Source organism: Trichocoleus sp. DQ-A1 (assembly GCF_039961955.1).
In the GTDB taxonomy this organism is placed as follows: Bacteria; Cyanobacteriota; Cyanobacteriia; order Cyanobacteriales; family FACHB-T130; genus FACHB-T130.
The window spans coordinates 50,253-73,149 of sequence record NZ_JAMPKE010000029.1; the positions used below are offsets into that span (position 1 = coordinate 50,253).

Annotated in this window: 16 protein-coding genes; 9 read left to right on the forward strand and 7 right to left on the reverse strand. The window is 48.0% G+C overall.

The window, feature by feature from the left end:
- Positions 1–58: 58 nt before the first annotated feature.
- From NDI33_RS21495 to NDI33_RS21510, 4 genes are all read left to right on the forward strand, one after another.
- A complete protein-coding gene (locus NDI33_RS21495; RefSeq protein WP_190677588.1) occupies positions 59–1,489 on the forward strand; it encodes a hypothetical protein in 1,431 nt (476 codons plus the stop codon).
- Positions 1,490–1,854: 365 nt separating this feature from the next.
- Positions 1,855–2,040, forward strand: a complete 186-nt coding sequence (locus NDI33_RS21500; protein WP_190677590.1) for a hypothetical protein — start codon at positions 1,855–1,857, stop codon at positions 2,038–2,040.
- A gap of 70 nt (positions 2,041–2,110) precedes the next feature.
- Positions 2,111–3,415: a nucleotide sugar dehydrogenase gene (locus NDI33_RS21505; RefSeq protein WP_190677621.1), complete on the forward strand. Its 1,305-nt coding sequence runs from the start codon at positions 2,111–2,113 to the stop codon at positions 3,413–3,415.
- Between the two features lie 241 nt (positions 3,416–3,656).
- Positions 3,657–4,835, forward strand: a complete 1,179-nt coding sequence (locus tag NDI33_RS21510) for a glycosyltransferase family 4 protein (RefSeq protein ID WP_190677592.1) — start codon at positions 3,657–3,659, stop codon at positions 4,833–4,835.
- Positions 4,836–5,324: 489 nt separating this feature from the next.
- Here NDI33_RS21510 and NDI33_RS21515 read toward each other — a convergent pair whose 3' ends face one another.
- The 3 genes from NDI33_RS21515 to NDI33_RS21525 form a co-directional block, all read right to left on the reverse strand.
- A complete protein-coding gene (locus NDI33_RS21515) occupies positions 5,325–6,371 on the reverse strand; it encodes a fatty acid desaturase (protein ID WP_190677594.1) in 1,047 nt (348 codons plus the stop codon).
- 203 nt (positions 6,372–6,574) lie between these two features.
- A complete protein-coding gene (locus NDI33_RS21520; RefSeq protein ID WP_190434831.1) occupies positions 6,575–6,838 on the reverse strand; it encodes a hypothetical protein in 264 nt (87 codons plus the stop codon).
- 258 nt (positions 6,839–7,096) lie between these two features.
- Positions 7,097–8,053 carry an aldo/keto reductase gene (locus NDI33_RS21525; RefSeq protein WP_190416082.1) on the reverse strand — a complete coding sequence of 319 codons (957 nt, stop codon included), beginning with the start codon at positions 8,051–8,053 and terminating at the stop codon, positions 7,097–7,099.
- A gap of 114 nt (positions 8,054–8,167) precedes the next feature.
- Here NDI33_RS21525 and NDI33_RS21530 point away from each other — a divergent pair, with 114 nt between their 5' ends.
- Together NDI33_RS21530 and NDI33_RS21535 are read left to right on the forward strand one after the other, a co-directional pair.
- The gene (locus NDI33_RS21530; protein WP_190677596.1) at positions 8,168–9,616 is read left to right on the forward strand and encodes a BCD family MFS transporter; all 1,449 of its coding nucleotides are present in this window, start codon (positions 8,168–8,170) and stop codon (positions 9,614–9,616) included.
- Between the two features lie 73 nt (positions 9,617–9,689).
- Positions 9,690–10,496: an inositol monophosphatase family protein gene (locus tag NDI33_RS21535; protein ID WP_190525421.1), complete on the forward strand. Its 807-nt coding sequence runs from the start codon at positions 9,690–9,692 to the stop codon at positions 10,494–10,496.
- 160 nt (positions 10,497–10,656) lie between these two features.
- Here the strand turns inward: NDI33_RS21535 and ggt are convergent, their stop codons facing one another.
- Both ggt and NDI33_RS21545 read right to left on the reverse strand, forming a co-directional pair.
- Entirely contained in the window at positions 10,657–12,402 is a 1,746-nt protein-coding gene (gene ggt, locus NDI33_RS21540; RefSeq protein WP_190677598.1) for a gamma-glutamyltransferase, read from the reverse strand.
- Between the two features lie 103 nt (positions 12,403–12,505).
- Positions 12,506–17,773, reverse strand: a complete 5,268-nt coding sequence (locus tag NDI33_RS21545) for a PAS domain S-box protein (protein ID WP_206753695.1) — start codon at positions 17,771–17,773, stop codon at positions 12,506–12,508.
- A gap of 410 nt (positions 17,774–18,183) precedes the next feature.
- Between NDI33_RS21545 and NDI33_RS21550 the strand changes: the two genes are divergently transcribed.
- From NDI33_RS21550 to NDI33_RS21560, 3 genes are all read left to right on the forward strand, one after another.
- Positions 18,184–19,725, forward strand: coding sequence for a DEAD/DEAH box helicase family protein (locus tag NDI33_RS21550; protein WP_190677604.1), 1,542 nt, complete (start codon positions 18,184–18,186; stop codon positions 19,723–19,725).
- A gap of 31 nt (positions 19,726–19,756) precedes the next feature.
- A complete protein-coding gene (locus NDI33_RS21555) occupies positions 19,757–20,971 on the forward strand; it encodes a DUF790 family protein (RefSeq protein ID WP_190434810.1) in 1,215 nt (404 codons plus the stop codon).
- A gap of 561 nt (positions 20,972–21,532) precedes the next feature.
- Complete coding sequence (locus tag NDI33_RS21560) at positions 21,533–21,958, forward strand: hypothetical protein (protein ID WP_190677606.1); 426 nt, start codon at positions 21,533–21,535, stop codon at positions 21,956–21,958.
- 111 nt (positions 21,959–22,069) lie between these two features.
- Here the strand turns inward: NDI33_RS21560 and NDI33_RS21565 are convergent, their stop codons facing one another.
- Both NDI33_RS21565 and NDI33_RS21570 read right to left on the reverse strand, forming a co-directional pair.
- Positions 22,070–22,372: an RNA-binding protein gene (locus tag NDI33_RS21565; RefSeq protein ID WP_190416073.1), complete on the reverse strand. Its 303-nt coding sequence runs from the start codon at positions 22,370–22,372 to the stop codon at positions 22,070–22,072.
- A gap of 168 nt (positions 22,373–22,540) precedes the next feature.
- Positions 22,541–22,771, reverse strand: coding sequence for a hypothetical protein (locus NDI33_RS21570; protein WP_190677608.1), 231 nt, complete (start codon positions 22,769–22,771; stop codon positions 22,541–22,543).
- Positions 22,772–22,897: the final 126 nt, after the last annotated feature.

Genomic DNA, 22,897 nt, shown 5'->3' on the forward strand with positions numbered 1-22,897 from the left:
TAAGTCAGTAATTGATCCAGTTACTCTGCCCCTAAAAATAAACTATTGGAGGATATAAATGTCTAATCTAGTTAGACCACTCCGCAAAATTCTGTTATTGGAAATAAATGAAGTTCCGTGGCAGCTTATCGATAAATTCAAAACAGACCCACGCTTCCCTCATATCAGAAAGTTTTTTGACAACGCCAAAACCTACACTACGTTAGCAGTTGATAGCGGTGAACTTTCCCCTTGGGTTACTTGGCCTTCATTTTATCGGGGTATGAGTAATCAAGAGCATGGAATCAAAAATTTAGGGCAAAATCCCGGTACTTTCAAAGGTAAGCCACTCTGGGAGGAATTTCGCGAACTTGGTCTAAGTATTGGTATCTGTGGCTCTTTACAAAGTTGGCCTCCTAGCGATCCAGGTGAGGGTGGATTCTACATTCCCGATACTTTTGCTCACGACGAAAGGTGTATTCCCAGATATATTGAGTCTTTCCAAAAATTCAACCTGGGGCAAGTTGCCAAAAACGGTCTTGTTGTCAAAAAAGATAGACTGATTTCTAAAGATTTATCAGGTTTATTAGCTTCTCTACCTAAACTGGGTATTTCCAGGAGTACCATCATACAAATCGCCAAGCAGCTTTGTATGGAATGGATTGACCCACCACGTGTTGCACGTCGATCAACTTTCCAGACTATCCTTTTATGGGATATATTCAAATCTCTCTATAACGCCCATAACCCACCCGCATTTTCTACATTTTTTACGAATCATGTGGCTAGTGTAATGCACCGCTACTGGCACCATATTTTTCCTGAAGAATTTGGCGATCGCTACCTCACTCAACCCAAGATCCATGCGGCTACCATGATTTTCGCTCTTGAAATACTTGACAAAATATTGGCTGATGCCATGCAATTGTGCAAAGTAAATCCAGAAATAACTTTAGTCTTTGCCACCAGTATGGGGCAAGCCGCAATTCATCGGGATGAATATCAAGGGTTTTCATCGGCAATTTCAGATATCCCCAAATTTATGGGTGTATTTGGCTTACAAAAAACAGATTACAAGCAACTTCTGGCAATGGTGCCGCAGATTGCTGTAGAAATTCCCGACCCACAAGTAAGATACCATCTCATTCAAAAGTTGAATAACTGTTACTCTATGAGTGGGAAGCCACTATTCGAGGTTGAAGAAATCACTAGTAGCCTTAGTATTACTATTAGAACGCCTCCTGCTATAGACATTAAATTAAATAAATTTATTTATAAGAATAAAAATGGAGAAAGTATTGATTTTAGTTGGGAATCAGCAGGCATTACAATGCATCAAGTTGAGGCGGGCACAGCCTACCATATACCAGAAGGTATAATGGCGGTATTCGGTTGTGGAATTGTACCACAGGACTCACGACAAGGAATTAAGGCTTCATCGTGTAAATCTCTACTACTTAAACTTGCCTTTGAAACTACTGACGTAAAAAGTGCGTATACCCTCTTATGAAGCAGGAGCATTGCTTGAAAGCTACAACAAATGATTGATTATAATCTATAGGTATCAAGCTGAATACGCCAAGTAAGGTGTATATCAAAGGTGCTGTAGTTTGGTATTAGAACGGCTAGCAAATTAAAATATTTCAAAACGTGGAATAAAAATTAGTTGGTAATACTAGGATGGGATAAATGGTGTAGAAATGAAACATTTTCTAAAAAATTTCTGAGTCGCTAATATAAATTGTTAGCTTTGTAGTTATGGAATTTGCTAAGTGCGTGCCACTGACAATTAAAATTAAAAAAAGTTAGGGTACATAACTTTTGCCGCAAGTTTTATGTAAGTATATGCCTCGGAACTTGATTGAGGAAACCAAAATGGGCTTTGGTATCTCAATTAAATGCCGGTTGCTAGAGTTCTGTGTGCCACTGGTGAGAAGCATTGCTTTGAGAACAGCGATCGCAGCATTAGGGTTGTTTCAATCCTCAACCCATTGGTCAGAAACAGAAGAAGCACCTATCGGGCGATCGCAAGCTGGCAATATTATCTATGGGCTGTCCTAATGTTCCAGGCATGGTTAGATGCCTAAAGGCAGACCGACCCGGTTCTAAACATCAAAGAGAAGCAAGTATCATGAGCGATCGCAAAGCGTTTAGGCAAACAAATCGCATTGCCGTCATCGGTCTTGGTTATGTTGGTTTACCTGTTGCCTTGGCGTTTGCCAAAAAGTTCCCCGGCACAATTGGCTTTGATAGTAATGTCGAGAAAGTCAAGATCCTCATGCAGGGCATTGATCCTGCGCGTCAAATCAGCAATGATGACTTAAAAACCTCCAATCTCCGGATCTCCACTGCGATCACCAACCTCGCCGAAGCAAATTTTTTTGTAGTCGCCGTACCAACGCCAATCGATCGCAACCACCGACCGGACTTAACCTGCCTGATCCAAGCTTCTGAAACAATTGGCAAAGTGCTACAACCAGGAGCAGTAATCGTATACGAATCCACTGTATATCCGGGAGTAACAGAAGATATTTGTGGGCCGGTCTTAGCAAAGGTATCAGGCTTACAGCAAGGTATAGATTTTAAGCTAGGTTACTCACCAGAGCGGATCAATCCGGGCGATCGCGTTCACACCCTAGAAAACCTGGTCAAAGTCGTAGCTGGGGAGGATGCCGAAACCCTGGAACGGGTTGCCAATGTCTACGGCAGCATCATTGACGCAGGCGTTTACCGCGCCCCTTCCATCAAAGTAGCTGAGGCAGCCAAAGTTATCGAGAACACTCAACGAGACTTGAACATTGCCTTGATGAACGAGTTAGCCTTAATTTGCGATCGCTTAGGCATCCGTACCTGGGATGTTTTGGCAACAGCCAAAACCAAATGGAATTTTTTGCCCTTCACACCTGGACTCGTCGGGGGTCATTGCATTGGGGTCGATCCTTATTACCTGACGACTAAAGCAGAAGAGCTGGGGTATCATCCTCAAGTCATCCTAGCCGGTCGCCGTATCAACGACAGCATGGGTACATACCTAGGACAGCGCCTAGTCAAGCTTTTAGTTCAGGCTAATCTGCCCATCAAAGGGTCGCGAATTGGGATTCTAGGGCTAACGTTTAAGGAAAATGTGCCAGACCTTCGCAATAGCCGAGTGCCAGATATTGTGGCAGAGCTGCAACAATTTGGTGTAGAGCCACTCGTACATGACCCCTTGGTTGATCCCGATGAAGCCCAGCGCTACTACAACATTGACCTTGTCCCTTGGCAAGCCTTATCCGCTCTGGAGGGACTGATCCTTGCAGTCAGTCATCAAGTCTACCTAGACATGCCCAGCGCTCAACTACTCACTTGTCTGCGCTCAGGTGGAGTATTAATGGATGTCAAATCGGTTCTTGACCCTGCGATATTACCATCCACTATCCATTATTGGAGTCTTTAGAGTATATCTGTAAGACGCTAATTATCTTGTAGTGGCGAAGCATTCAACTGGGAATGAATCGATAGAACCCTGTTTTTCCCTAAGATTGTTAGCTCTGAAGAGAGCCCCTACCAAGAACACATCTAAGCTGGGCGAATTGACTTGATAGACAACCTTATTAGTATCGGTTTTACTATCAAGTTTATATATTTCCATACCTGCATATAAACTAATTGATAAAACTAGGGTGAGATTAAGTTGTGTGGAAAACAAAAATCGCCTGAAAATTTTGCTAGTTGCTAATACGGGCTGGTATCTTTATAACTTCCGTCTGCCTCTAGCTAGATTTCTGCGTCTTCAGGGAATCGAAGTCGTTTTAGTCTCCCCTTGGGATGCCTACGTCGAAAGGCTGGAAGCAGAAGGGTTTCGTTGGATTCAACTGCGGCTGAGTCGGCGGAGTATCAACCCTCTCGTAGAACTCTTAACCATTGCTCACTTAACATACATTTACCTTTGTGAGAAGCCCTCCGCTGTCCATCACTTTACAATTAAGTGCGTTCTGTACGGAACGATTGGTGCAAAGCTCAGTAGAACAAGAGCAGTTGTGAATGCTGTAACCGGCTTGGGCTACATTTTTATTAGCACCGAGTGGAAGGCTCGGATTTTACAACCGATTATCCGGTTTCTGTATCGGCAGATATTGACTGCCCGTAGGGTGAGGGTTGTGTTCCAGAATATGGATGATCTGCAAGCTTTTGCAGACCGAAAGTTGATCGTTCCGGACCGGACGGTACTAATCAGAAGCTCTGGTGTTGACTTGAAGCGCTTTTCACCACGTCCCAGTCACCCCGATGCTCCACCTGCTCCGGTTGTGTTGTTCGCCGCTAGGCTGCTAGTTGATAAGGGTCTGATTGAATACGTTGAAGCTGCCCGCATCCTCAAAACAAAAGGAGTCTGCGCAACGTTTCAAATAGCAGGTGTCCCAGACACCGGAAATCCATCTTCAATTTCTGAGACGACCTTGGAGCAGTGGCGCAGGGAAGGAGCGGTTGACCTTCTAGGGTATGTAGAGAAGATGGAAAACCCGATCGCCTTATCAACCGTTGTTGTGCTTCCTTCCTACCGGGAAGGTGTGCCTCGGATTTTACTAGAAGCAGCTGCGATGGGGAAACCACTGGTAGCAACGGATGTCCCTGGCTGTCGAGAGGTGGTTATTCCTGGCGAAAATGGCTTTCTGGTTCCAGTTAAAAATGCTCGGCTGCTGGCTAATGCCATTGAGGTACTCCTGAAAGATCCAGATCTGTGCAAAGCAATGGGGGACGCCGGGAGAGAGAAGGTGTTACGTGAATTTGATGACCAGGATGTGGTAAGAAGGACGGTAAAAGTCTACGAAGTAATAGGAGTAAGACTATCAAGCGACATGGCAGCAACTGAGCAATAGCGATTAATTTCTAATTCTTGGAGTTGGTTGAGCAGTGGTTGGTAACGGTAGCCTCACTCACCCGCAGCAAAGGCAAACTGATGAAGATGTTTCATCCCCAGCGCAAAAGATACCATTTTTGTGTTTAGCTAGTTCTGCCTTTATCTTGCTATTAATCGAGATTATTCCTGTGGGAATAGGGATTACTTTCTATCTAAGCACCCTTGCCCCAAGCTATAAACGCTAGGTGGAGAACCAAACTAGGAAAAGTTTATTGCTCAAGTTGTCCAAATTATCTGTTACTGCAAATTTGGGTTTTCCAGGCACGCCGCCTAACCAAACTCGTGAAATTTTTCGTGCAGATGAAATTCCGGAGTGGTGGGTACATCTCGACTGGCGTGCAGTTGATCCGTCACCTAAAAATACCCTTTTTCCAAAAAAAACACCCCATTCCTAAAAAGTCAAGGGTGCTTGAAAGAGTGTATACCTGATTATTTTGGAGCTGCTAGCCTATCGCCCAATGTGGTAGTCATCAAAAGACTGGTAGTAAGAGTCTTCGGGATTGTACAGGTGACATTCATCTGTAATCTGCTTCATCAAAGACCAAGAGAAGTGACATTCACGAATTGAGTCTCCCCACTTTTCTTGGATACTGCGATGAGCTAGTCGCAAGTTATAGGAAGGAATTGCGGTAGAAATATGGTGGGGAATGTGAACGTTGATGTCGTGGCAGAGAAATTCCACCCAGCGTGGATAATCGCAATGGACGGTTCCAAAGAGTTGCGCTTGAGCTTGATTCCACTGCTCGGCGGGGGTGAAGGGAATTTCCGGCGCTGTGTGGTGAACCAAGGTAAAGGTACTCATCCAGAAGTGGTACACCAGCCAGGGTAGAAGCCAAAATTTGACAAACCCCCAGATGCCGAGTGTGGTAATTAATAAGGGGAAGGCTACACTGGCAAATCCCAACACGACTAGCGCCGATAATTTCACCTTCTGGCGGTCTTTGCCTTTAAATTGCCACCAATTAAAATGCATAACGCCCCAGTGGACAATCGAAGCCACCCACCAAAATCGACCCCGCAGTAAGCGATAGCCCCACTGTCCCAAGCTTCCTAAACTGTTATAAAACTCTGGTTGAAAGGGTTCCCAAGCATTGTCTTCATTAAGCTTATTGGTGTGGGCATGATGGTAATTGTGCAGAATCCGCCAACTGTGGAAAGGATAAATTAGCGGCAGCATGAATAAATGCCCCACGAGATCGTTCACCCAGCGCCGATTGGCAAAGGAGCGGTGTCCGCAGTCATGACCAATCACAAAAAAACCAGTCAACCCTGTGCCGATAAAAATCCAGAGGGGAGGTAAAAGAAACCAGGGAGCGATCGCTAAACCCCAGTAGCCCAAGCCAACCATTAAAACGTTAATCAGCGCTGTGAGCCAAGCTTTGCGGCGATTCTTGGTAAAAACCTCACGCGGTAGACTTCTCAAAATGTCTCTTAGGTGCAGGCTGTCAGTGGTTGCATCCGAGTTCGGGATCGTTGCTGGGATGGTCGATGTCATGCAGAGATTCAAGTTCTCGTGGTTTTCGTTGAGTGCAGTGCGTTTATACGCGCACAAAAATACTGCCCGATACAGATTTGTGGCAGGCAGTATTTTTGATCGGCGAATGATTTATAACTTCGGGCAAACGAAGCTAGCACCGAAGAGTTGCCGATAGAGTTACAAACAGCATTTCTAGGGATAAAAGCCTCTTCCTACGAACCTTACGGGTTAGCGGTGCTGGGTGTCGCCGCCATCTCGCGATCCGATGCTAACCGCTGCTGTTTGATTGTTTGCAGCTGTTGCAAGAGAATTTCAACTTCCGCCTGCAAATGCAGGAACTTAACTTGCTGGTCGGCTTGATAGACAGCTTTGGTCACAGGCTTCAGATGCTTGTCACCAGTTGGGGCTGTCAAAAGATTGCTCAGCGGCTCGGAATTGCCAACAGAGTCTTGCGGACGGGTCAGTGTAGATGAACGAGTGGACATCAGCTAAACAGATATTTCTGTGTACTCACACCATCCAGTAATTTTAGCCTGAAGTGGTAACTAAGTTAAATTTTATGTGTCGCTTTTCTAATTGGCTAAAAAAATGCTGTGTTCTGTAGAAGTTAGGTCGGTACTGCTACCTTTGTCGCTCTGGCGGACGCAGGCTGCGCCTACGGGTCGAATACGGCTCGCGTCGTTCCTTCAATAATGGACACAATCGAGGCACCGCCTCGATTGCGAACCAAATTTAAAATCGGTTTAATTTCGCCAAGGACGACTCACCTGTTCCAATTGGGCAACTTCCTCGCTGCTCAATTCCCAACCGAGCGCCCCGGCATTCTGCCGCGCCTGTTCGGCTGTCTTTGCGCCTGGAATCGCAATCACATCGTTCTGAGCGATTAACCAATTCAGGGCAACCTGAGCGGGGGTTTTTTGATACTTTTCCCCTAACTGACTCAGCAAGGATGTCACCGGGGAGATTTTCTCTAAGCCGCTGCGGCTGAAGCGAGAGTCAAATCTGCGGGCACCCGTCGGTTCCTGGTACTTCTCAACGGTGTACTTACCAGTGAGTAACCCTTGTGCAAGAGGGCTGTAAGCCAGGATTGTCACCCCCAGTTGACGCGCTGTGTCTAGAATGCCGTTGGTTTCGATTTGTCGAGTTAGCAGAGAATAGCGTACTTGGTTCACCGCTAAAGGCACACCCCTGGCTGCCAGCAGTTGGTGGGCTTCTTTCATTTGTTCGGCTGAATAATTGCTGACGCCGACTGTCGCAATTCTGCCTCGCTTCACCTCATCGGCTAGAGCATTCATCAGCGTCTCTTGACTCATCAAAAAGGTAAAAGGCCAATGCACCTGATAGAGGGCGACTTGCTCAACCCGCAGACGTTTTAAACTTTCTGTTAAAGCATCTGAGACCGATTGAGCCGTGAATCGCCAAGGGGCAGGGCCGTACTTAGTAGCAATTTGGGCAGGACATCCAGTTTCTTGCATGAACTTTCCCAAAAGTGACTCTGACTCTCCGAACCCATAAATCTCAGCAGTATCAAAAAAGGTAATGCCGGAATTTAGCGTGGCTTCAAAGGCTTCTCGTAGTTGGGCTTCCCCGTAATCGCTGCCATAATTCCAAAACAGCTTGTCCCCCCAAGCCCAAGTGCCGATACCGAGTTGGGTGACTGTGGGACCATCGCGTCCTAAAGTAATCGTTTGTAGGCTCAAAATTTCTACTCTTTACAAAACTTTATATTTTTCAGTTTAACGTCGCAGACAGTCGCAGATGAGTATGGTGAAATGAAAACAGCAAAAGATGCTTTCATTTGCTTTTAAAAAAAGATGGCAACAGGTGATATATCAAATTTGCAACCAGAAGACTCGAAACCCCGCGAGTCATTTCCTCCCAAGGTGAATTTATTCACCATGTTCCGACTCGGCTTATTTCAGATGGGATTGGGGATGATGTCCGTTTTGGCGCTGGGCATCCTCAACAGAGTCATGATTGGGGAGTTAGCAATTCCTGCCACAATTGCAGCGGGTGCCTTGGCGATGCACCAGTTTGTTGCCCCAGTGCGAGTGTGGTTTGGGCAAATGTCGGATGCAAAGCCGATATTGGGGTATCACCGCACGGGTTATGTGTGGATAGGTGCAACACTGTTTGCGATCGCATCCTTCCTCGCCGTACAAGTTATGTGGCGTCTGGGCAATGTGGTGCAAGCTGCCGGGGGTTGGTCGTGGACAACCCAAACCTACGGCTGGACTGGTTTGCTGGCACTTGTCTTCGTGTTTTATGGCATGGCGCTGAGTATGAGTTCGACTCCCTTTGCCGCAATGTTGGTGGATGTTTCCGATGAAGATAATCGTTCTAAACTTGTCGGGATTGTCTGGTCTATGCTGATGGTGGGAATTGTTATCGGGGCAATTCTCGGCAGCAGTTTGCTCAAGCAAGTCGGCACAGACGCACCCCTATCAGCATTGCAAGCCTCGATCGACCGCTTGTTTATGATTGTACCGGCGACCGTGGTGGGTCTGGCATTGCTGGCGACGGTGGGCGTCGAGAAAAAATATTCCCGCTATACCTCTCGTTCCACTTTAGTAGAGCGAGAAGATAGCATTACCTTGGGTAAGGCATTGCGAGTGTTAACCGCTAACCGGCAAACGGGAATCTTTTTTACGTTTTTGCTGGTGATGACGATTAGTTTGTTTATGCAGGAAGCAGTCTTAGAACCTTATGGGGGCGAGGTTTTCCGAATGCCAGTTTCGGAAACAACCAAGCTGAATGCTTACTGGGGACTGGGAACCCTGATTGGAATTAGCAGCACTGGTTTTTTGATTGTGCCGCGCCTAGGTAAGCAAAAAACCGCTAAGCTAGGCTGTTTGTTAGTAGCCGCTTGTTTTGTGTTGATTATCCTGTCAGGATTTAGCCAAAATCAAAAGTTATTGCAGGGTGCGTTATTCTTGTTTGGGCTTGCCTCTGGCGTCACAACCACCGGCGCGATTAGCTTAATGCTGGATCTGACAGCAGCGGAAACAGCCGGTACGTTTATCGGTGCTTGGGGATTGGCGCAGGCAATGGCACGGGCACTAGCAACCGTAACGGGGGGTGCTGTTTTGGATGTGGGGAAACAGCTATTTGCAAACCCGGTACTTTCTTATGGATTGGTCTTTGCGCTGCAATCCGTGGGGATGGTGCTAGCGGTTTGGTTCCTCAGTCGAGTAAATGTGACAGAATTTCGCACAGATGCCAAAAATGCGATCGCAACTGTCCTGGAAGGTGAATTAGACTAACGAATTGCGAATAGATCATCGCTAATGGTGAATTGTATTGCCATTAGCCATCAACCCCGAACCACGAACGCAGATGACAGATTTTTGGGAGAAGGTTCTCAGCTTTGCACAAGAGACGACGGTTAGACTCGGTGAGCAACTGCTGCAAGATTTTGGGCAGATCCAGGCAGAACATAAAGCAGATGGGAGTTTGGTAACGCAGGCAGATAAGTGGGCGGATCGAGAAATTCGAGAAGCGATCGCGCGCACATTCCCCAGCCACGATGTTTTGAGTGAAGAGGCAGAACATACCTTTTTCGGTTCCGAATGGTGCTGGGTCATCGATCCGGTTGATGGCACCACCAATTTCACGCGGGGAATTCCAATCTGGGGAATTTCAATGGGGTTGCTGTATCAGGGCACTCCGGTATTCGGGTACGTGTATTTCCCCCCCACCAGGCAATCTTTTCACGGCTTTTGGCACGGTGAAGGCGGTGACAATGGTGCTTTTTTAAATAATCGCCCGATTCACACTAGTCCAGATGCTCCGAGTAATAGTCACTTCTTCTGCGTGTGTGCCAGAAGTACCTCTATCTTGCAGAAACCTTTCCCCTGCAAAATCCGGATGCTGGGCGTCACCACCTACAATTTCCTGGCAGTTGCTTCCGGTACCAGCTTGGGCGGGGTTGAATCTACCCCCAAAGTTTGGGATATTGCAGCAGTTTGGGCAATTTTGCAGGCGGCGGGTGGGGTTTGGATACCGCTGAATTCAAAACCTGTGTTTCCTTTGCAAAAAGGAGTGAATTATGGCAGTATTTCTTTCCCCACTTTAGTCGTGAGTCGTCCCGAACTCGTCCCAACTTTTCAACCTTTAGTGCAATTTTTGGGCAATAACAATTGACACTCCCGCTCTTTAAGGAAAGCTTCTCACATCTAGCTGAGGGCGGTTGAAATCAATCCTCTTCCCTCAGCCCTCTTCCCTGACTCCTCAGCCCTCACTCTTTTTCTCTCAGCCCTCAGTCCTCAGTCCTCAGTCCTCAGCCCTCAGCCCTCAGTCCTCTCTAATAACCGCTTGGGGCACCTTCCCCGCGAGGATCGGCAGCCCCTTCTAATAAGCCATCAGGAGTAACGACGATCGCGTTCGCATTTCCCCAAGGCGATCGCTCTTCGATTTTGTGCCCTCGACGACTCAGTTCTGCAAGCGTGGTAGCGTCTAAGCCGTAAGGTTCCACGTTCAGCTTGTCAGGAAGCCATTGATGATGGATGCGGGGGGCAGAAACGGCGGCACCGGCATCCCTGCCGTATTCCAGGACGTTAAGAACAATTTGCAGCACGGTCGTAATGATCGTGCTACCCCCAGGCGCGCCAGCAGCCATCCGCAGCTTGCCATTTTCGGTGACAATGGTTGGGGTCATACTGGAGAGGGGAATTTTGCCGGGAGCGATCGCATTCGCTTCACCGCCCACTAATCCAAAAACGTTGGGAACTCCCGGCGCAGCGGCAAAATCGTCCATCTCGTCATTTAGCAGAATCCCCGTTCCCGGCACCACCACACCCGATCCAAAGCCGTAGTTAATCGTAAACGTGAGGCTGACAGTATTGCGCTCCTCATCGACTACCGTTAAATGAGACGTATCTTGGGATTCCTTGGGATTGGCAAAGCCCTGTAGCGTCTCCTGATTCCCTGCCTTTACCTCAGTGGAAGGTCGCGCCCGTTCCAAACTAATTTCCTGGCGTCTTTTAGCGGCGTATGCCGGATTAATCAAGGCATTAACCGGAACTTTCACAAAATCCGGATCGCCCAAATGTACAGCCCGATCCGCATAAGCAATCCGCATTGCTTCCACCATCAAATGCAGGGAGTCTGGGTGGTGCCATCCTTTGGATTTTAAGTCAGTTTCCCCAATAATATTTAAGATTTGCAGCAGGTGAACGCCTCCCGACGAAGGCGGCGGCATCGAGCAAATCCGAGCAGCGCGGAAATTGCCGCAGACGGGGGCACGCCAAGTCGTTTTGTAAGATTTTAAATCTTCAAGGGAAATCAAACCCCCATTTTTTGCCATATCGCTCGCGATCGCGCGGGCAATGTCGCCAGTATAAAAGTCTTGAGGATTGAGGGCGATCGCTTGTAAGGTTTTGGCTAAATCTTTTTGTACCAGCTTCTCTCCCGGTGCAAACAAAGTGCCGTTCGGCGCAAAAATTTGTCGGGCTGCGGGATTATTGAGAATGGCATCCTTGCGGTTTCCAGCAACTTGGGCAAAACGCGAGGTAGGGTTGATCGTAGAGCCTTCGTTGGCAAAACGAATCGCCGGTGCGATCGTTTCTTTCCAGGGAAGTTTGCCATACTGGCGATGGAGTTCATACAGTCCCGCCACCGTTCCGGGCACTGCTACTGACAAATATCCATTCACACTGGCATTGGGACGCACCTTCCCCGCTGCATCCAGGTACATATCCCGTGTTGCCTTCAGGGGGGCGCGTTCGCGAAAGTCAAGCGCTTTGATTTCGCCAGTTTTCTCCAAGCGCACCAGCGCAAAACCCCCGCCGCCGATCCCAGCCGAAAAAGGCTCGACAACGGAAATGGCAAAAGCAGTTGCCACGGCTGCATCGACTGCATTGCCTCCCTTGCGTAACATATTCAACCCTGCGTCACTCGCCAGTCGGTGAGCGGAGACAACCATCCCCCGTTTGCTTCGGAGGGGCTGTACAAATGCTGCGGGTGCTTTGTCGCACCAAGACACGGAGACAGAGACAAGAACTGTCACCAGTGCCAGGGAAAAACGCTTAGACCTTAGAGAAATAGGCATTATTGTGGCGCAACAGAGCGATCGCGATTGCCCCCTAACATATCACTTACTACTGGCGATGATTGTTTTTTTTCTTAAACCAATCCCTTTTCCTGACCACCATTTAAGAATGGGTGCGTCCGGTGAGGTTAGCGATCGCTGTCGCTATCTCCACGGGGTTGACTGGCTTAGAAATGTGTACCTGGAAACCTGCTTGGAGCGCCTTGATACGGTCTTCAGCTCTGGCGTAGGCAGTCAGCGCTACAGCCGGAATTGTTCTACCTTGTATATCCAGCGCCCTGACTTGACGAATCAGGTCGTAGCCATCTTCTTCCGGCATCCCAATATCGCTCACCAAGATATCCGGCTGCAAGCGGTGGAGGGCTTCCAGTGCTTCGCGGGCACTCGTCACAGCGGTGACTTGGGCGTGGTATTGCTCCAAGATGGCAGTTAGCACTTCGCGGGCGTCGGGTTCATCATCCACAATTAGCACTCGCAACCCATCCAGCGTTACGGCACAGGAAGCGAAGTCGGCGGTGGAAGGAGGAAGGTGAGAATCTAATTCATCTTTCCGGTTTTCTGCTTCCTCCCTTCGGAGCGGTAAATTCACAATAAAGGTTGCGCCTAAGCCAATTCCGGGGCTTTGGGCGCGGACGGTTCCCCCTTGCAATTCTACGAGGTGGCGCACGATCGCAAGTCCAAGTCCGAGTCCGCCATGCGATCGCGTAGTTGTACCATCGGCTTGACGGAAGCGTTCAAATACATAAGGGAGAAAGTCGGCACTAATCCCTTGTCCCGTGTCAGTTACTCTGATTTCGGCATAGTTGGGAATCGGGAATGGTTCGTTCCCATTCCCCCTGCCTACAGAAAGTTGTACCTCGATCCGCCCTCCCTTGGGGGTGAACTTGACGGCGTTAGAAAGCAGATTCCAGACGACTTGCTGCAAACGAGCGGAATCGCCCAAAATGAGTCCGACTGAGCGATCGCATCTAGAGTCAATTTGAATGTTTTTCGCTGCTGCTGCGGGTAGCACCGTATCGATAGCCGCCTCAATCACGGGTACAAGTTCGATGGGACGCACATTTAGGCGCAACTTGCCGGTAATAATCCGCGAGACATCTAGGACATCCTCAATCAATTGAGACAGTGCCCTAGTATTGCGGTCGATGGTTTCCAGGGCGCGGGCGGCAGTGGCGGCGTCAAACTTCCGGGTACGCAGGAGTTGAGTCCATCCCAGCATGGCGTTGAGCGGCGTTCGCAGTTCGTGGGAAAGGGTCGCTAAAAACTCATCTTTGGTGCGGTTTGCTTCTTGGGCTTCCCGGTAAAGGCGTGCATTCTCAACCGCGACGGAAGCCATCTGTGCCAGTTGGACGAAGATGGCTTCATCTTGTTCGGTGAACTCACCCTCGTATTTATCCGACAGTTGAATCAAACCGATATTTTTCCCGTTGTGTCCCGTCAGGGGTGCAGCTAGCCAGCCTCGCATTGGTAGATTATCAACAGTTTTGTCAAATTCTTTCCAAGCCGGATGTGCCTCCAGCTCAGCTTGCGTCATCCGCATCGGGCGGTTCCTCTGCCAGACAAGCGAGTAGATGCTCGTCGTCACATCAAGTTCTTCAGGGGATTCGCGCCTGGGTGCATATTTGTCTGACACAGAGATGGCGTTGAGAGACTGCGCCCAGTCTTGATTAAAACTTAGTTTGGCGTGTGACTGGTGGGCACCGATGATGGTACGCGCTTGGTCAGCGATCGCTTGCAACCGCTCATCAATCGAGAGTGTAGAGTTGATGGCTAAAGCAGCATCCGCCAAGCCTCGAAGTTGGGTCGCCCGTTGTTGTTCGTTGAGCAAAAGTTGGTTGCGTTCTTGCTCTAACTGCTTGCGATCGCTAATATCGGCAACAATGGACATACAGCTAAGATTTCCCTGAGCGTCACGCACTGGACACGCCCAGACGCTGATATCAACCAGTGAACCGTCTTTCTTTCGACGACGTGTTTCTATAGCCGTTAATGTTCCGCCTTGCTCGATAGCATCAAGTTGTGCTATAAACTCGTCTCGTTTATCTTCTAGGATGCTAGGAAGAAAACAGCCGACTACCTCTTGTTCACTCCAGCCGAAGATCCGCTCATCTGCTGGATTCCACAGTTTTACCGTTCCATCATCAATACTGAGAACTGTAATCCCCAGGGGACAAGCTTGAATCAGGCTGTCAAGAGTTTGGTTCGTTGCTTGCAGCGCTTCCTCAGCTCGCTTCCGTTCGCTGATGTCTTCAACCATGCCCAATCCATAGCAGGGGTTCCCTTCTCGATCGTAAATTGCCGTAGCTGTAAGATTAATCCATAAAATTTCCCCATTTTTCTTGATATAACGTTTTTCTACTTGATAGCGAGTTAGTTCACCTGTGAATAATTGCTCTGTATAGCGCCAATCTTTTTCAATATCTTCGGGGTGGGTAATCTCTGTAAAGGTCAATTGACTGAGTTCTTGCTCTGGGTATCCCAACATCTCACAGTAGGTTTTATTCATTTTGACCAAGCGACCGTTTATGTCAACCACGGAGATGCCAATGGGTGCCTCTTCAAAAAATTTCCGGAATCGTTCTTCGCTTTCTCGAAGTGCTTCCTCGGCTCGGACGCGCTCTGTAATATCTTCGTGTACCAAAACCACTTCGCGAATATTTCCGGTTTCATCTTTGACGGGATAGATGAAAGCCTGCGTCCAGCGTTCTTGCTTGTGGAAATCTCCTAGCTCCGAAACATAGTAGATGATGGGTGGCATGGCTGTCGCCTCGCCAGCAAATGCCTTTTGAATGTATGGCATGATGCCTTTAGCGACTAATTGCTCATCCTGCAACAGGTTGTATTCCGAAAGTTGGTCAAGCGTGATTCCCCAAAGTTTCTCCCAAGCCTGGTTGACCTGAAGAATCCGACCGTCGAGAGCCATAATTTGCGTACTCAATGGAGACTGATCTACCAAAGCTCGGAAGCGAGCTTCTGATATTCGCAATTCCTGCTCAGCGCGTTTGCGTAGCGTAGCGTGCCGCAGGCTTTCGCTTAAGTCAATCGCAAAACCCACGCCGATTTTGTTCGCTCCGCCCAGATAGCCTGTCCCCACTAGGACGGGAACCCTGGTGCCGTCTTTGCGGATGTATTCTTTCTCGAAAGGCGTATGGGTGCCTGTCTGCTGCATCTCCTCCATCGCCTGCACATCTAAATGCCGATATTCTGGCGGCGTCATTTCCGCCCAGTTCGCTTTTCCGGATAGCACTTCCTCCTGTGTATAACCGACGATGTTACAAAAGACATCGTTTGCCTCCAGGATATTGCCAGAAAAGTCCGCAATGATGACCCCGATAATATTTGAGTCAATCAAGCGTCTCGCCCGTGCTTCACTTTCTCGCAGAGCCTCTTCAGCTTGCTTGCGCTGGGTGATGTCGCGGGAAATGACCACGATCCCCTTGATGCTTTTATCCTGATTGTGCAGGGGGGCGACGATATATTCGTAGTGTTGCAAGCCGCTAGCACCTAAGAACTCGTTCTCATTTCTGATCGGTTCTCCGGTAGAGATGACTTCTTGTCTGTGAGCATCAAATCGGCTCATAATTTCTTCTGGCAAGCCGATATCTCGCCAAGTTTTGCCTACCAGCTCGCTTGGCTGGAATCCCACCACTTGGGCACCGCCAGCGCTTACATATTGGTAGCGGCCTTCACGATCGAAGATGTAAATGTGATCGACAGATGCCGAAAGAATTGCATCCAGCGTACTGGCTTGTTCTTGAAGCTCGTTTGCAAGTTGCCGAGATTTTTCTTCCGCTTGTTTGCGTAGCGTAGCGTGCCGCAGGCTTTCGCTAATGTCCTGTTGAGTTCCCCACGCTCGTACTAAAAAACCATTTTCCACAATTCCTACGAGGTTATTTAAGAAATATTTGGGATTTCCTTCTTTATCCACCTCATAGGATTCTGCATCGCTGAGTCGGTAGCCAGACTGAATAAACGCCCGCAAATATTCAATATTATGTGGCTCGGAGGGAATTAAAAAATCTTCTAATCTTACCCCAATAATTTCTTCTACACTACTAAAACCATACATTTGAGCCATGACCCGATTGCATTCAGCTAAGTATCCATGTTGGTAAAAACGCTGAATCTGCTCATCTTCTGTCACTTCTATGGGAATCGGTTGCTCAAGTTCAAATCGCCAAATTCCTTCTGAACTCCGCTCAATAAAAGCGCGGTAGCGTTCTTCGCTGTTCCGCAACAAGGCTTCAGCTTGCTTGCGCTCAGTAATGTCTCGAATAATACTTAAAACTATTTTTTTATTGCCAATTCCTAAGCTTTGGGCACTCACTTCTACCGGAAAAGAACTCCCGTCTTTCCGGTAGTGAATGGTTTCAAACAAAATCCCTTCTTTGTCTGCTTGTTCAATTTGCTGAGCGATTAAATCCCGAGTTTGTGGCGCTCGTAAATCGTTAATCTTTAGGGAAATCAACTCTGATTTAGAGTAACCATAAGCCTTAACAGCAGCTTGGTTTGCTTCAATAATTTGACCATCAAGCTGAATATATAAAACAATGTCACGACTGTGTTGAGAAAGAAGTTGATATCGTTTTAATTCTTCCTCAGCGGCTTTGCGCTCGGTGACATCAGTTAACATCGCGATCGCTTTCGGCATCGCTTCACCTTTCGCGTCGCTGACACCGCCTTCATTAAAAATAAGATTTGTGGAGACAATTGCCCAAAGCGTCGAACCGTCTTTGCGGCGGTAACGGAAGTCAAACTGCTCGTTGATACCCTGTTTTCCTCGCTCCAAAGATTGCTCTAACTGAATGCGAGCCTCTTCATCCATGAAGTCAAAAATTGGACGACCGAGCATCTCTTCTACACCGTAACCGAACATCTCGGCTAACCGTTGATTGACGTACTCTATTCGCATTTGGGCATCCAATAACCAGATGCCCTCGTTAGCCGTCTCGACGATGCTACGATACCGCTCCTCGCTGGCTCGTACTTTTAATATGTTCTTCTCGGATCGATGCTTGGCAGCTTTTAATTCCGCGCTGAGCCAACTAATAAATAATGCCACCAACCCAAACACCGCCACTCGCAGGATGTCCCCTCCACCAAACAAAACTGAATGGAACGGCGGGATATAAAAATAAGAAATCGTTAAAGTAGACAAAACAGTAGCTAACAGTCCCGGTTTCGAGCCACCGTACCAGGAACTCAACATCACGGCAGCAAAAAAAAGTGGGGAAATGTGCGGCTGAATGTGCGGCAATAACCACAGCGTCAGTACCCCAGCGCTAGCAACGGCGAGTACAGCAACACCGTAGCGCCGTAATCGAGGGTTGATTTTTTTTAACATATTCTGTTCTCCTGGCGGGGTCGGCATTTGGAGCGCTTCGCACTAATGCCAACACCGATTCTTGATGTAAAAAATGAAAAACGAATCTCCCGCACCAGCGCGATAAGCGCTGACTTGTCAGTTCGCTGGTTCGCACATCTACCCTAGTGGCTCCTCGATCCGTATCATAGCCAGATGTCAAGGTTTAGCGCCTCTATATATCAAAATACTAATGATGCCAGTATTAAACACAGAAATCGGCTCTAATTGGGCTGTTGCACAAGATTGCACCATACTGTAACAATTTTGTGAGGTTGGGTTGTAAGGTTAGGAGCATCTCTTTGCTACCCCCGATGCGTTCATCCTTTCATTAGGAAAAGCTCCACTTACTGCAAGGGTTCAATCGGATTGTGCATTAACTCTCCTAAAATTATCGGGGGATTAAGAATAAAAAAATAATGGCTCGTAGCCCTACTTTATCTTTTGATCGCGGCACTTTAATATTGCATCCGCCTCCTAGGGGCAAAGCTTGGGTGGAATATGCGACTTGGGACGATCGCGTGGAAAAGTTCCGCATTCCAGCGATGCACTATCGTCAACTGGTGGAAGCACTACAAGCGGAAGAAACAAATTTTATCGACGAGGCGAAGGGTTTTCAAGCGCTGGAACTCGTCGCCAGCATGGAAATGGAACCCTACCCGCATCAAACCGAGGCGCTAATGGCTTGGAAGCAAGCGGGACGTCAGGGAGTAGTGGTGCTGCCTACGGCGGCTGGGAAGACGTATCTGGCTCAATTGGCGATGCAGGCGACGCCGCGCAGTACGTTGATTGTGGTGCCGACACTGGATTTGATGCACCAGTGGTATGCCCACTTGACGGCGGCTTTTCCGGATGCAGAGGTGGGGTTGCTGGGAGGGGGTTCGCGGGATAGAACAGCAATTCTGGTTGCCACTTACGACAGTGCGGCAATTCATGCCGAAAACTTGGGCAATCGCTATGCCATGCTCGTGTTTGATGAGTGTCACCACTTACCGACTGATTTTAATCGGGTGATTGCCGAATATGCGATCGCGCCCTACCGACTCGGACTTAGTGCGACTCCAGAGCGTTCTGACGGCAAACACGCCGATCTAAATCTTCTCATTGGTTCCGAAGTTTACCGCAAAACGGCAGAGGAACTTTCGGGTTCGGCACTCGCTGAGCATGAGATCGTCCAGATTAAAGTCAAGTTATCGCAACTAGAGCGCGATCGCTACAACGAGTTAATTCAACTCCGCAACAACTTTTTGCGAGAGTCCAATATTTCTCTCGGCAGCATACAAGGCTGGCAGCAGTTTGTGATGAGAAGTGCCGGTTCGCCAGCAGGACGTCGGGCGATGCTAGCCCATCGGGAAGCGAAAGATATCGCCTTGGGTACAGACGGCAAACTGCGAATTCTCGCCAATTTGATTGCCGAACATCACCCAGAACGAATTCTGATTTTTACGGCTGATAACGCGACCGTTTATCGCATTTCCCAAGATTTCTTAATCCCAGCGATTACCCATCAAACGCCGGTGAAGGAACGCCACGAAATATTAACTCGGTTTCGGGAGGGAGAATACAAAACTCTGATCGCTTCCCACGTCCTGAATGAGGGGGTGGATGTCCCCGCCGCTAGTGTGGCAATTATCTTATCCGGCACAGGTTCGCAGCGTGAGTTTATTCAGCGCATGGGGCGGGTTTTGCGGAAAAGTCAGGATAAAAATAAACGCGCTATTCTCTATGAGGTAGTGGCGGAAAATACCAGCGAGGAAGGTACATCCCAGCGGCGGCGGGGAGATAAGAAAAACGAACCGCCAAGGAGCAGAGAACGCGAAGAAAGAGAGGAGAAGAAAGGTAAACAATTGGAGATTTTGCCGTCGAAACCGATTTATGGGGTAAATTCTAATGTCGCTAAGCGAGCAGCGGAGTCACCGGCAAAATGGGGAGAGGAGGATGAACCACCCATTAGCGATTAGCAATTAGCAATTAGCAATTATCTAAATCCAAATGTTACCTACCGACCTTTTAATCCACCGTCAAAATGGCGAAACAATAGTCCCAAAGCGCTTAAATATAGATGATAAGCATCTAGAGATTGCATCCGATCTGATTACCTGTTTTCAGGAAGCGCTTGGTTGTACGCAGGGAGAACTCGATCGCCAGTTGCTGGAATTAGAAGGCGATAGTCCAGATTATCGCCTGAAGCGAGGACTTGCCCACATTCTCAAAAGCAGTTTGTGTACGTTTGAAATCGTCAGTCCCTTGGAACCGCAAGAATTGCGGGAACGAGTCTTTGCGCTGGCGGCTCAATCTGTTCCCAGTCCCCAAGCGTCGGCGCAGACACTAAGCTTATTAGCGGACAAACTCAGCCAGGAACTCGATCGAGAAGTGCTGGCAAGTCAAATTCGCATGGGACTTTACGCCGATTTAGCCGAGAATCGCATTCTCACTCAGTTTGACACTCCCACGCCCGAAAATTTGTTGCACCGCTACAATTTATCCCAGGTGCAGGGTGTCTTCTATCGTGCGAGTCAAATTACCCTGAATGCTCACCGCAACGTTCCGGGCGAATATAAGCTGTTATTCCGCTATCTCAAATTATTTCAATTGATGGCATATATTGAAGGCGATGCGGATCATGGCTTCACGATAACAGTGGATGGCCCTACCAGTTTATTTAAGCCGAGTACGCGCTATGGGTTAGCGATCGCTAAACTCCTCCCAGCTTTACTCCACGTCACTAAATGGAGTCTCAGCGCCACTCTGCAAAACCGCGACGCCTTCACTGGCAACTGGAAAACCGGACGCTTTACGCTGAATTCTGAATGTGGTTTAGTATCCCACTATCCACCTGGCAAGCCCTATGACAGTATGTTAGAGGCGTCTTTTGCCGACCGCTGGGACGCGCTGAAAAGTGAATGGGTATTAGAAAGAGAAGTTGACCTTATCCCCATTCCAGGCAGTGTCATGATTCCTGACTTTCGCTTAGTGCATCCTGATGGTCGCACGTTCTTACTCGAAATTGTCGGCTACTGGCGTCCCGAATACTTGCAAAAGAAGTTTTCCCAGGTGCGTCGCGCTGAATGCGAGAACTTAATTTTAGCGATTTCTGAGCGGCTAAATTTGGAGAAAGCCGGTGTTAAATTGAACGATGTACCGGCAAGAATTGTTTGGTTTAAAGATAAATTAGCACCCAAGGCGGTGCTAGCAGCAATGGATTAATCTCTACTTGCTTTCAGAAAAGTGCATTCATCGCTATGCTCATCATGACAGCTCAGTTTGGCAATTTGTTTTGGCAATTTGTTATCAACGCTACCGAAATCCAGGTAATCTACTTTTAAATATTTTCTAGCTTCTACTTAACTTTCCGATTCCCTACTTGCATAGAAAACTATATAGCAATTTTCGTTTGGATGCAGTATAGTTTAAACTCCCTCCGGCTTCTCTCCGAAAGCCGAGTGGGGTTTGGTTTGAGGTTCAATGTGGAGCGCACACTTAGCGAAAACCGCGATACCAACTCTCGAAAAAGAATTTTTTTAACGTAGGGACTGCCCCAATACTGCTCGTTGAAAAATAATAATTTTAGCTTAACTTTAGCAGCAAAAAAAACAACAAATACTAATTTTGGTGGTTTAGCTCTCGTCAAATCTTATTAAGGAGTGCCCACTACTTAAGCATTGAGTATACTTTACTTCTACTTCTATCGGAAGTAGGAAGACGATTACAGAGGAATGAGTTTTAATCAAGTGCATCCCGATTTTAGGAGAAACCAAGTAGATACCGATGAATAAAGATCTTAAAACTCAAATTAAAACGCGAGTTGGCATGATGTTGGTTGTGAGTGCTGGAATTTTGCTGAGTTTTCCAGCTACTGCACTAATTAATAGTCCTAATAATCACTCCAATGCTGGTAGTGGCTCCGAGCAAGCTGATTTAACTGTGAGTAGCCAAGAGTTATTCGCTCAAGATGCGCCAGCCAGCCCCGAAGATAGTCCCGAAGATAGTCCCGAAGCCAGTCCTGAAGCCAGTCCCGAAGCTAGCCCTGAAGCCAGTCCTGAAGCTAGTCCTGAAGCCAGTCCTGAAGCTAGCCCCGCAGCTAGTCCTTCAACCACAAGTACTATGAACAACAACAACACCGACCTCATGCCAGGAATTTGGCTATGTTTAAATAATCCTAGCCCGCAGTGTGGTAATCCCCCCAGACCTTAAACTCTCCACCTGTCTGGAGTACGAATCTGGAGTGGGGGCGCGCTCCCTTCGCGCCCCCACTCCAGCGACCAATAAAAAAGCCCCCAGAAATGGGGGCTTCTTCTTTATGTTTTAGTAGCGACGAGAGAAACTGTTGTTTCTGCGACCGCCACCATCGGACGAACTTCTGTCTTCGCGGGGCTTGGCTTTATTCACTTTCATGTCACGACCCATCCATTCAGCACCATCCAGGGCTTCAATGGCAGCTGTTTCTTCAGCCTCGGTAGACATTTCCACAAAACCAAAGCCGCGCGGACGACCTGTTTCGCGGTCAGTGGGTAGCTGAACCCGCTTTACAGAACCATATTCTGCAAAAACGCCGGTTAAATCGGCTTCGGTAACGTCGTAAGACAAATTACCTACATAAATAGACATAGATCGACTCCAAAATCATAGGAACGTGGAGATTTAGATTTCGGAGAGGAGTCTGTTAAGACCAAGACGAAAAAGCCAGTCAATAAAAACAAAACCTTGCAACCGAATCAACTCTCATTTGCGATGATAGCATTTTAGGATTTGATCTGGAAAAGAGCCATAAAAGTATTACAAAACGCAATATTGAGGATGATGTAGGGGCAAAAGGCGCTCGCATACTTGGATCGGCAGTTCTCTCCCCTTCTCTCGACTTAACCGAGGATAACGGTGCGCGATCGCATCAAAAGAGTCAGTACCCGCATGGGCGAGGAGACTCCATCCTGACAGCCCTATTTTCCAGTGAAATCCAAAGCGCTGAGTGCTGACAAAATGTATCTTCAAGAACACGTTAAGCTGCATAGAAACTGTAAGTAACGTGAGTTCGGGATAAAAAAGGGCGGAGCAGATACGCTGAAAGTGCTGAGTTCTCAAGTATCTACCCGCCCATGCTTAGTTTAGAAGCTTTGTTTTGCCACGTCGATGATT

What these genes read in the sequence shown, in the direction of transcription:
- NDI33_RS21505 (WP_190677621.1), top strand. Translation starts at nt 2,111, where the DNA reads ATGAGCGATCGCAAAGCGTTTAGGCAAACAAATCGCATTGCCGTCATC.
- NDI33_RS21545 (WP_206753695.1), bottom strand. Translation starts at nt 17,773, where the DNA reads ATGCCGACCCCGCCAGGAGAACAGAATATGTTAAAAAAAATCAACCCT.
- NDI33_RS21560 (WP_190677606.1), top strand. Translation starts at nt 21,533, where the DNA reads ATGAATAAAGATCTTAAAACTCAAATTAAAACGCGAGTTGGCATGATG.
- NDI33_RS21535 (WP_190525421.1), top strand. Translation starts at nt 9,690, where the DNA reads ATGACAGATTTTTGGGAGAAGGTTCTCAGCTTTGCACAAGAGACGACG.
- NDI33_RS21515 (WP_190677594.1), bottom strand. Translation starts at nt 6,371, where the DNA reads ATGACATCGACCATCCCAGCAACGATCCCGAACTCGGATGCAACCACT.
- NDI33_RS21570 (WP_190677608.1), bottom strand. Translation starts at nt 22,771, where the DNA reads ATGCAGCTTAACGTGTTCTTGAAGATACATTTTGTCAGCACTCAGCGC.
- NDI33_RS21555 (WP_190434810.1), top strand. Translation starts at nt 19,757, where the DNA reads ATGTTACCTACCGACCTTTTAATCCACCGTCAAAATGGCGAAACAATA.
- NDI33_RS21520 (WP_190434831.1), bottom strand. Translation starts at nt 6,838, where the DNA reads ATGTCCACTCGTTCATCTACACTGACCCGTCCGCAAGACTCTGTTGGC.
- NDI33_RS21530 (WP_190677596.1), top strand. Translation starts at nt 8,168, where the DNA reads ATGGCAACAGGTGATATATCAAATTTGCAACCAGAAGACTCGAAACCC.
- NDI33_RS21495 (WP_190677588.1), top strand. Translation starts at nt 59, where the DNA reads ATGTCTAATCTAGTTAGACCACTCCGCAAAATTCTGTTATTGGAAATA.
- NDI33_RS21500 (WP_190677590.1), top strand. Translation starts at nt 1,855, where the DNA reads ATGGGCTTTGGTATCTCAATTAAATGCCGGTTGCTAGAGTTCTGTGTG.
- NDI33_RS21565 (WP_190416073.1), bottom strand. Translation starts at nt 22,372, where the DNA reads ATGTCTATTTATGTAGGTAATTTGTCTTACGACGTTACCGAAGCCGAT.
- ggt (WP_190677598.1), bottom strand. Translation starts at nt 12,402, where the DNA reads ATGCCTATTTCTCTAAGGTCTAAGCGTTTTTCCCTGGCACTGGTGACA.
- NDI33_RS21550 (WP_190677604.1), top strand. Translation starts at nt 18,184, where the DNA reads ATGGCTCGTAGCCCTACTTTATCTTTTGATCGCGGCACTTTAATATTG.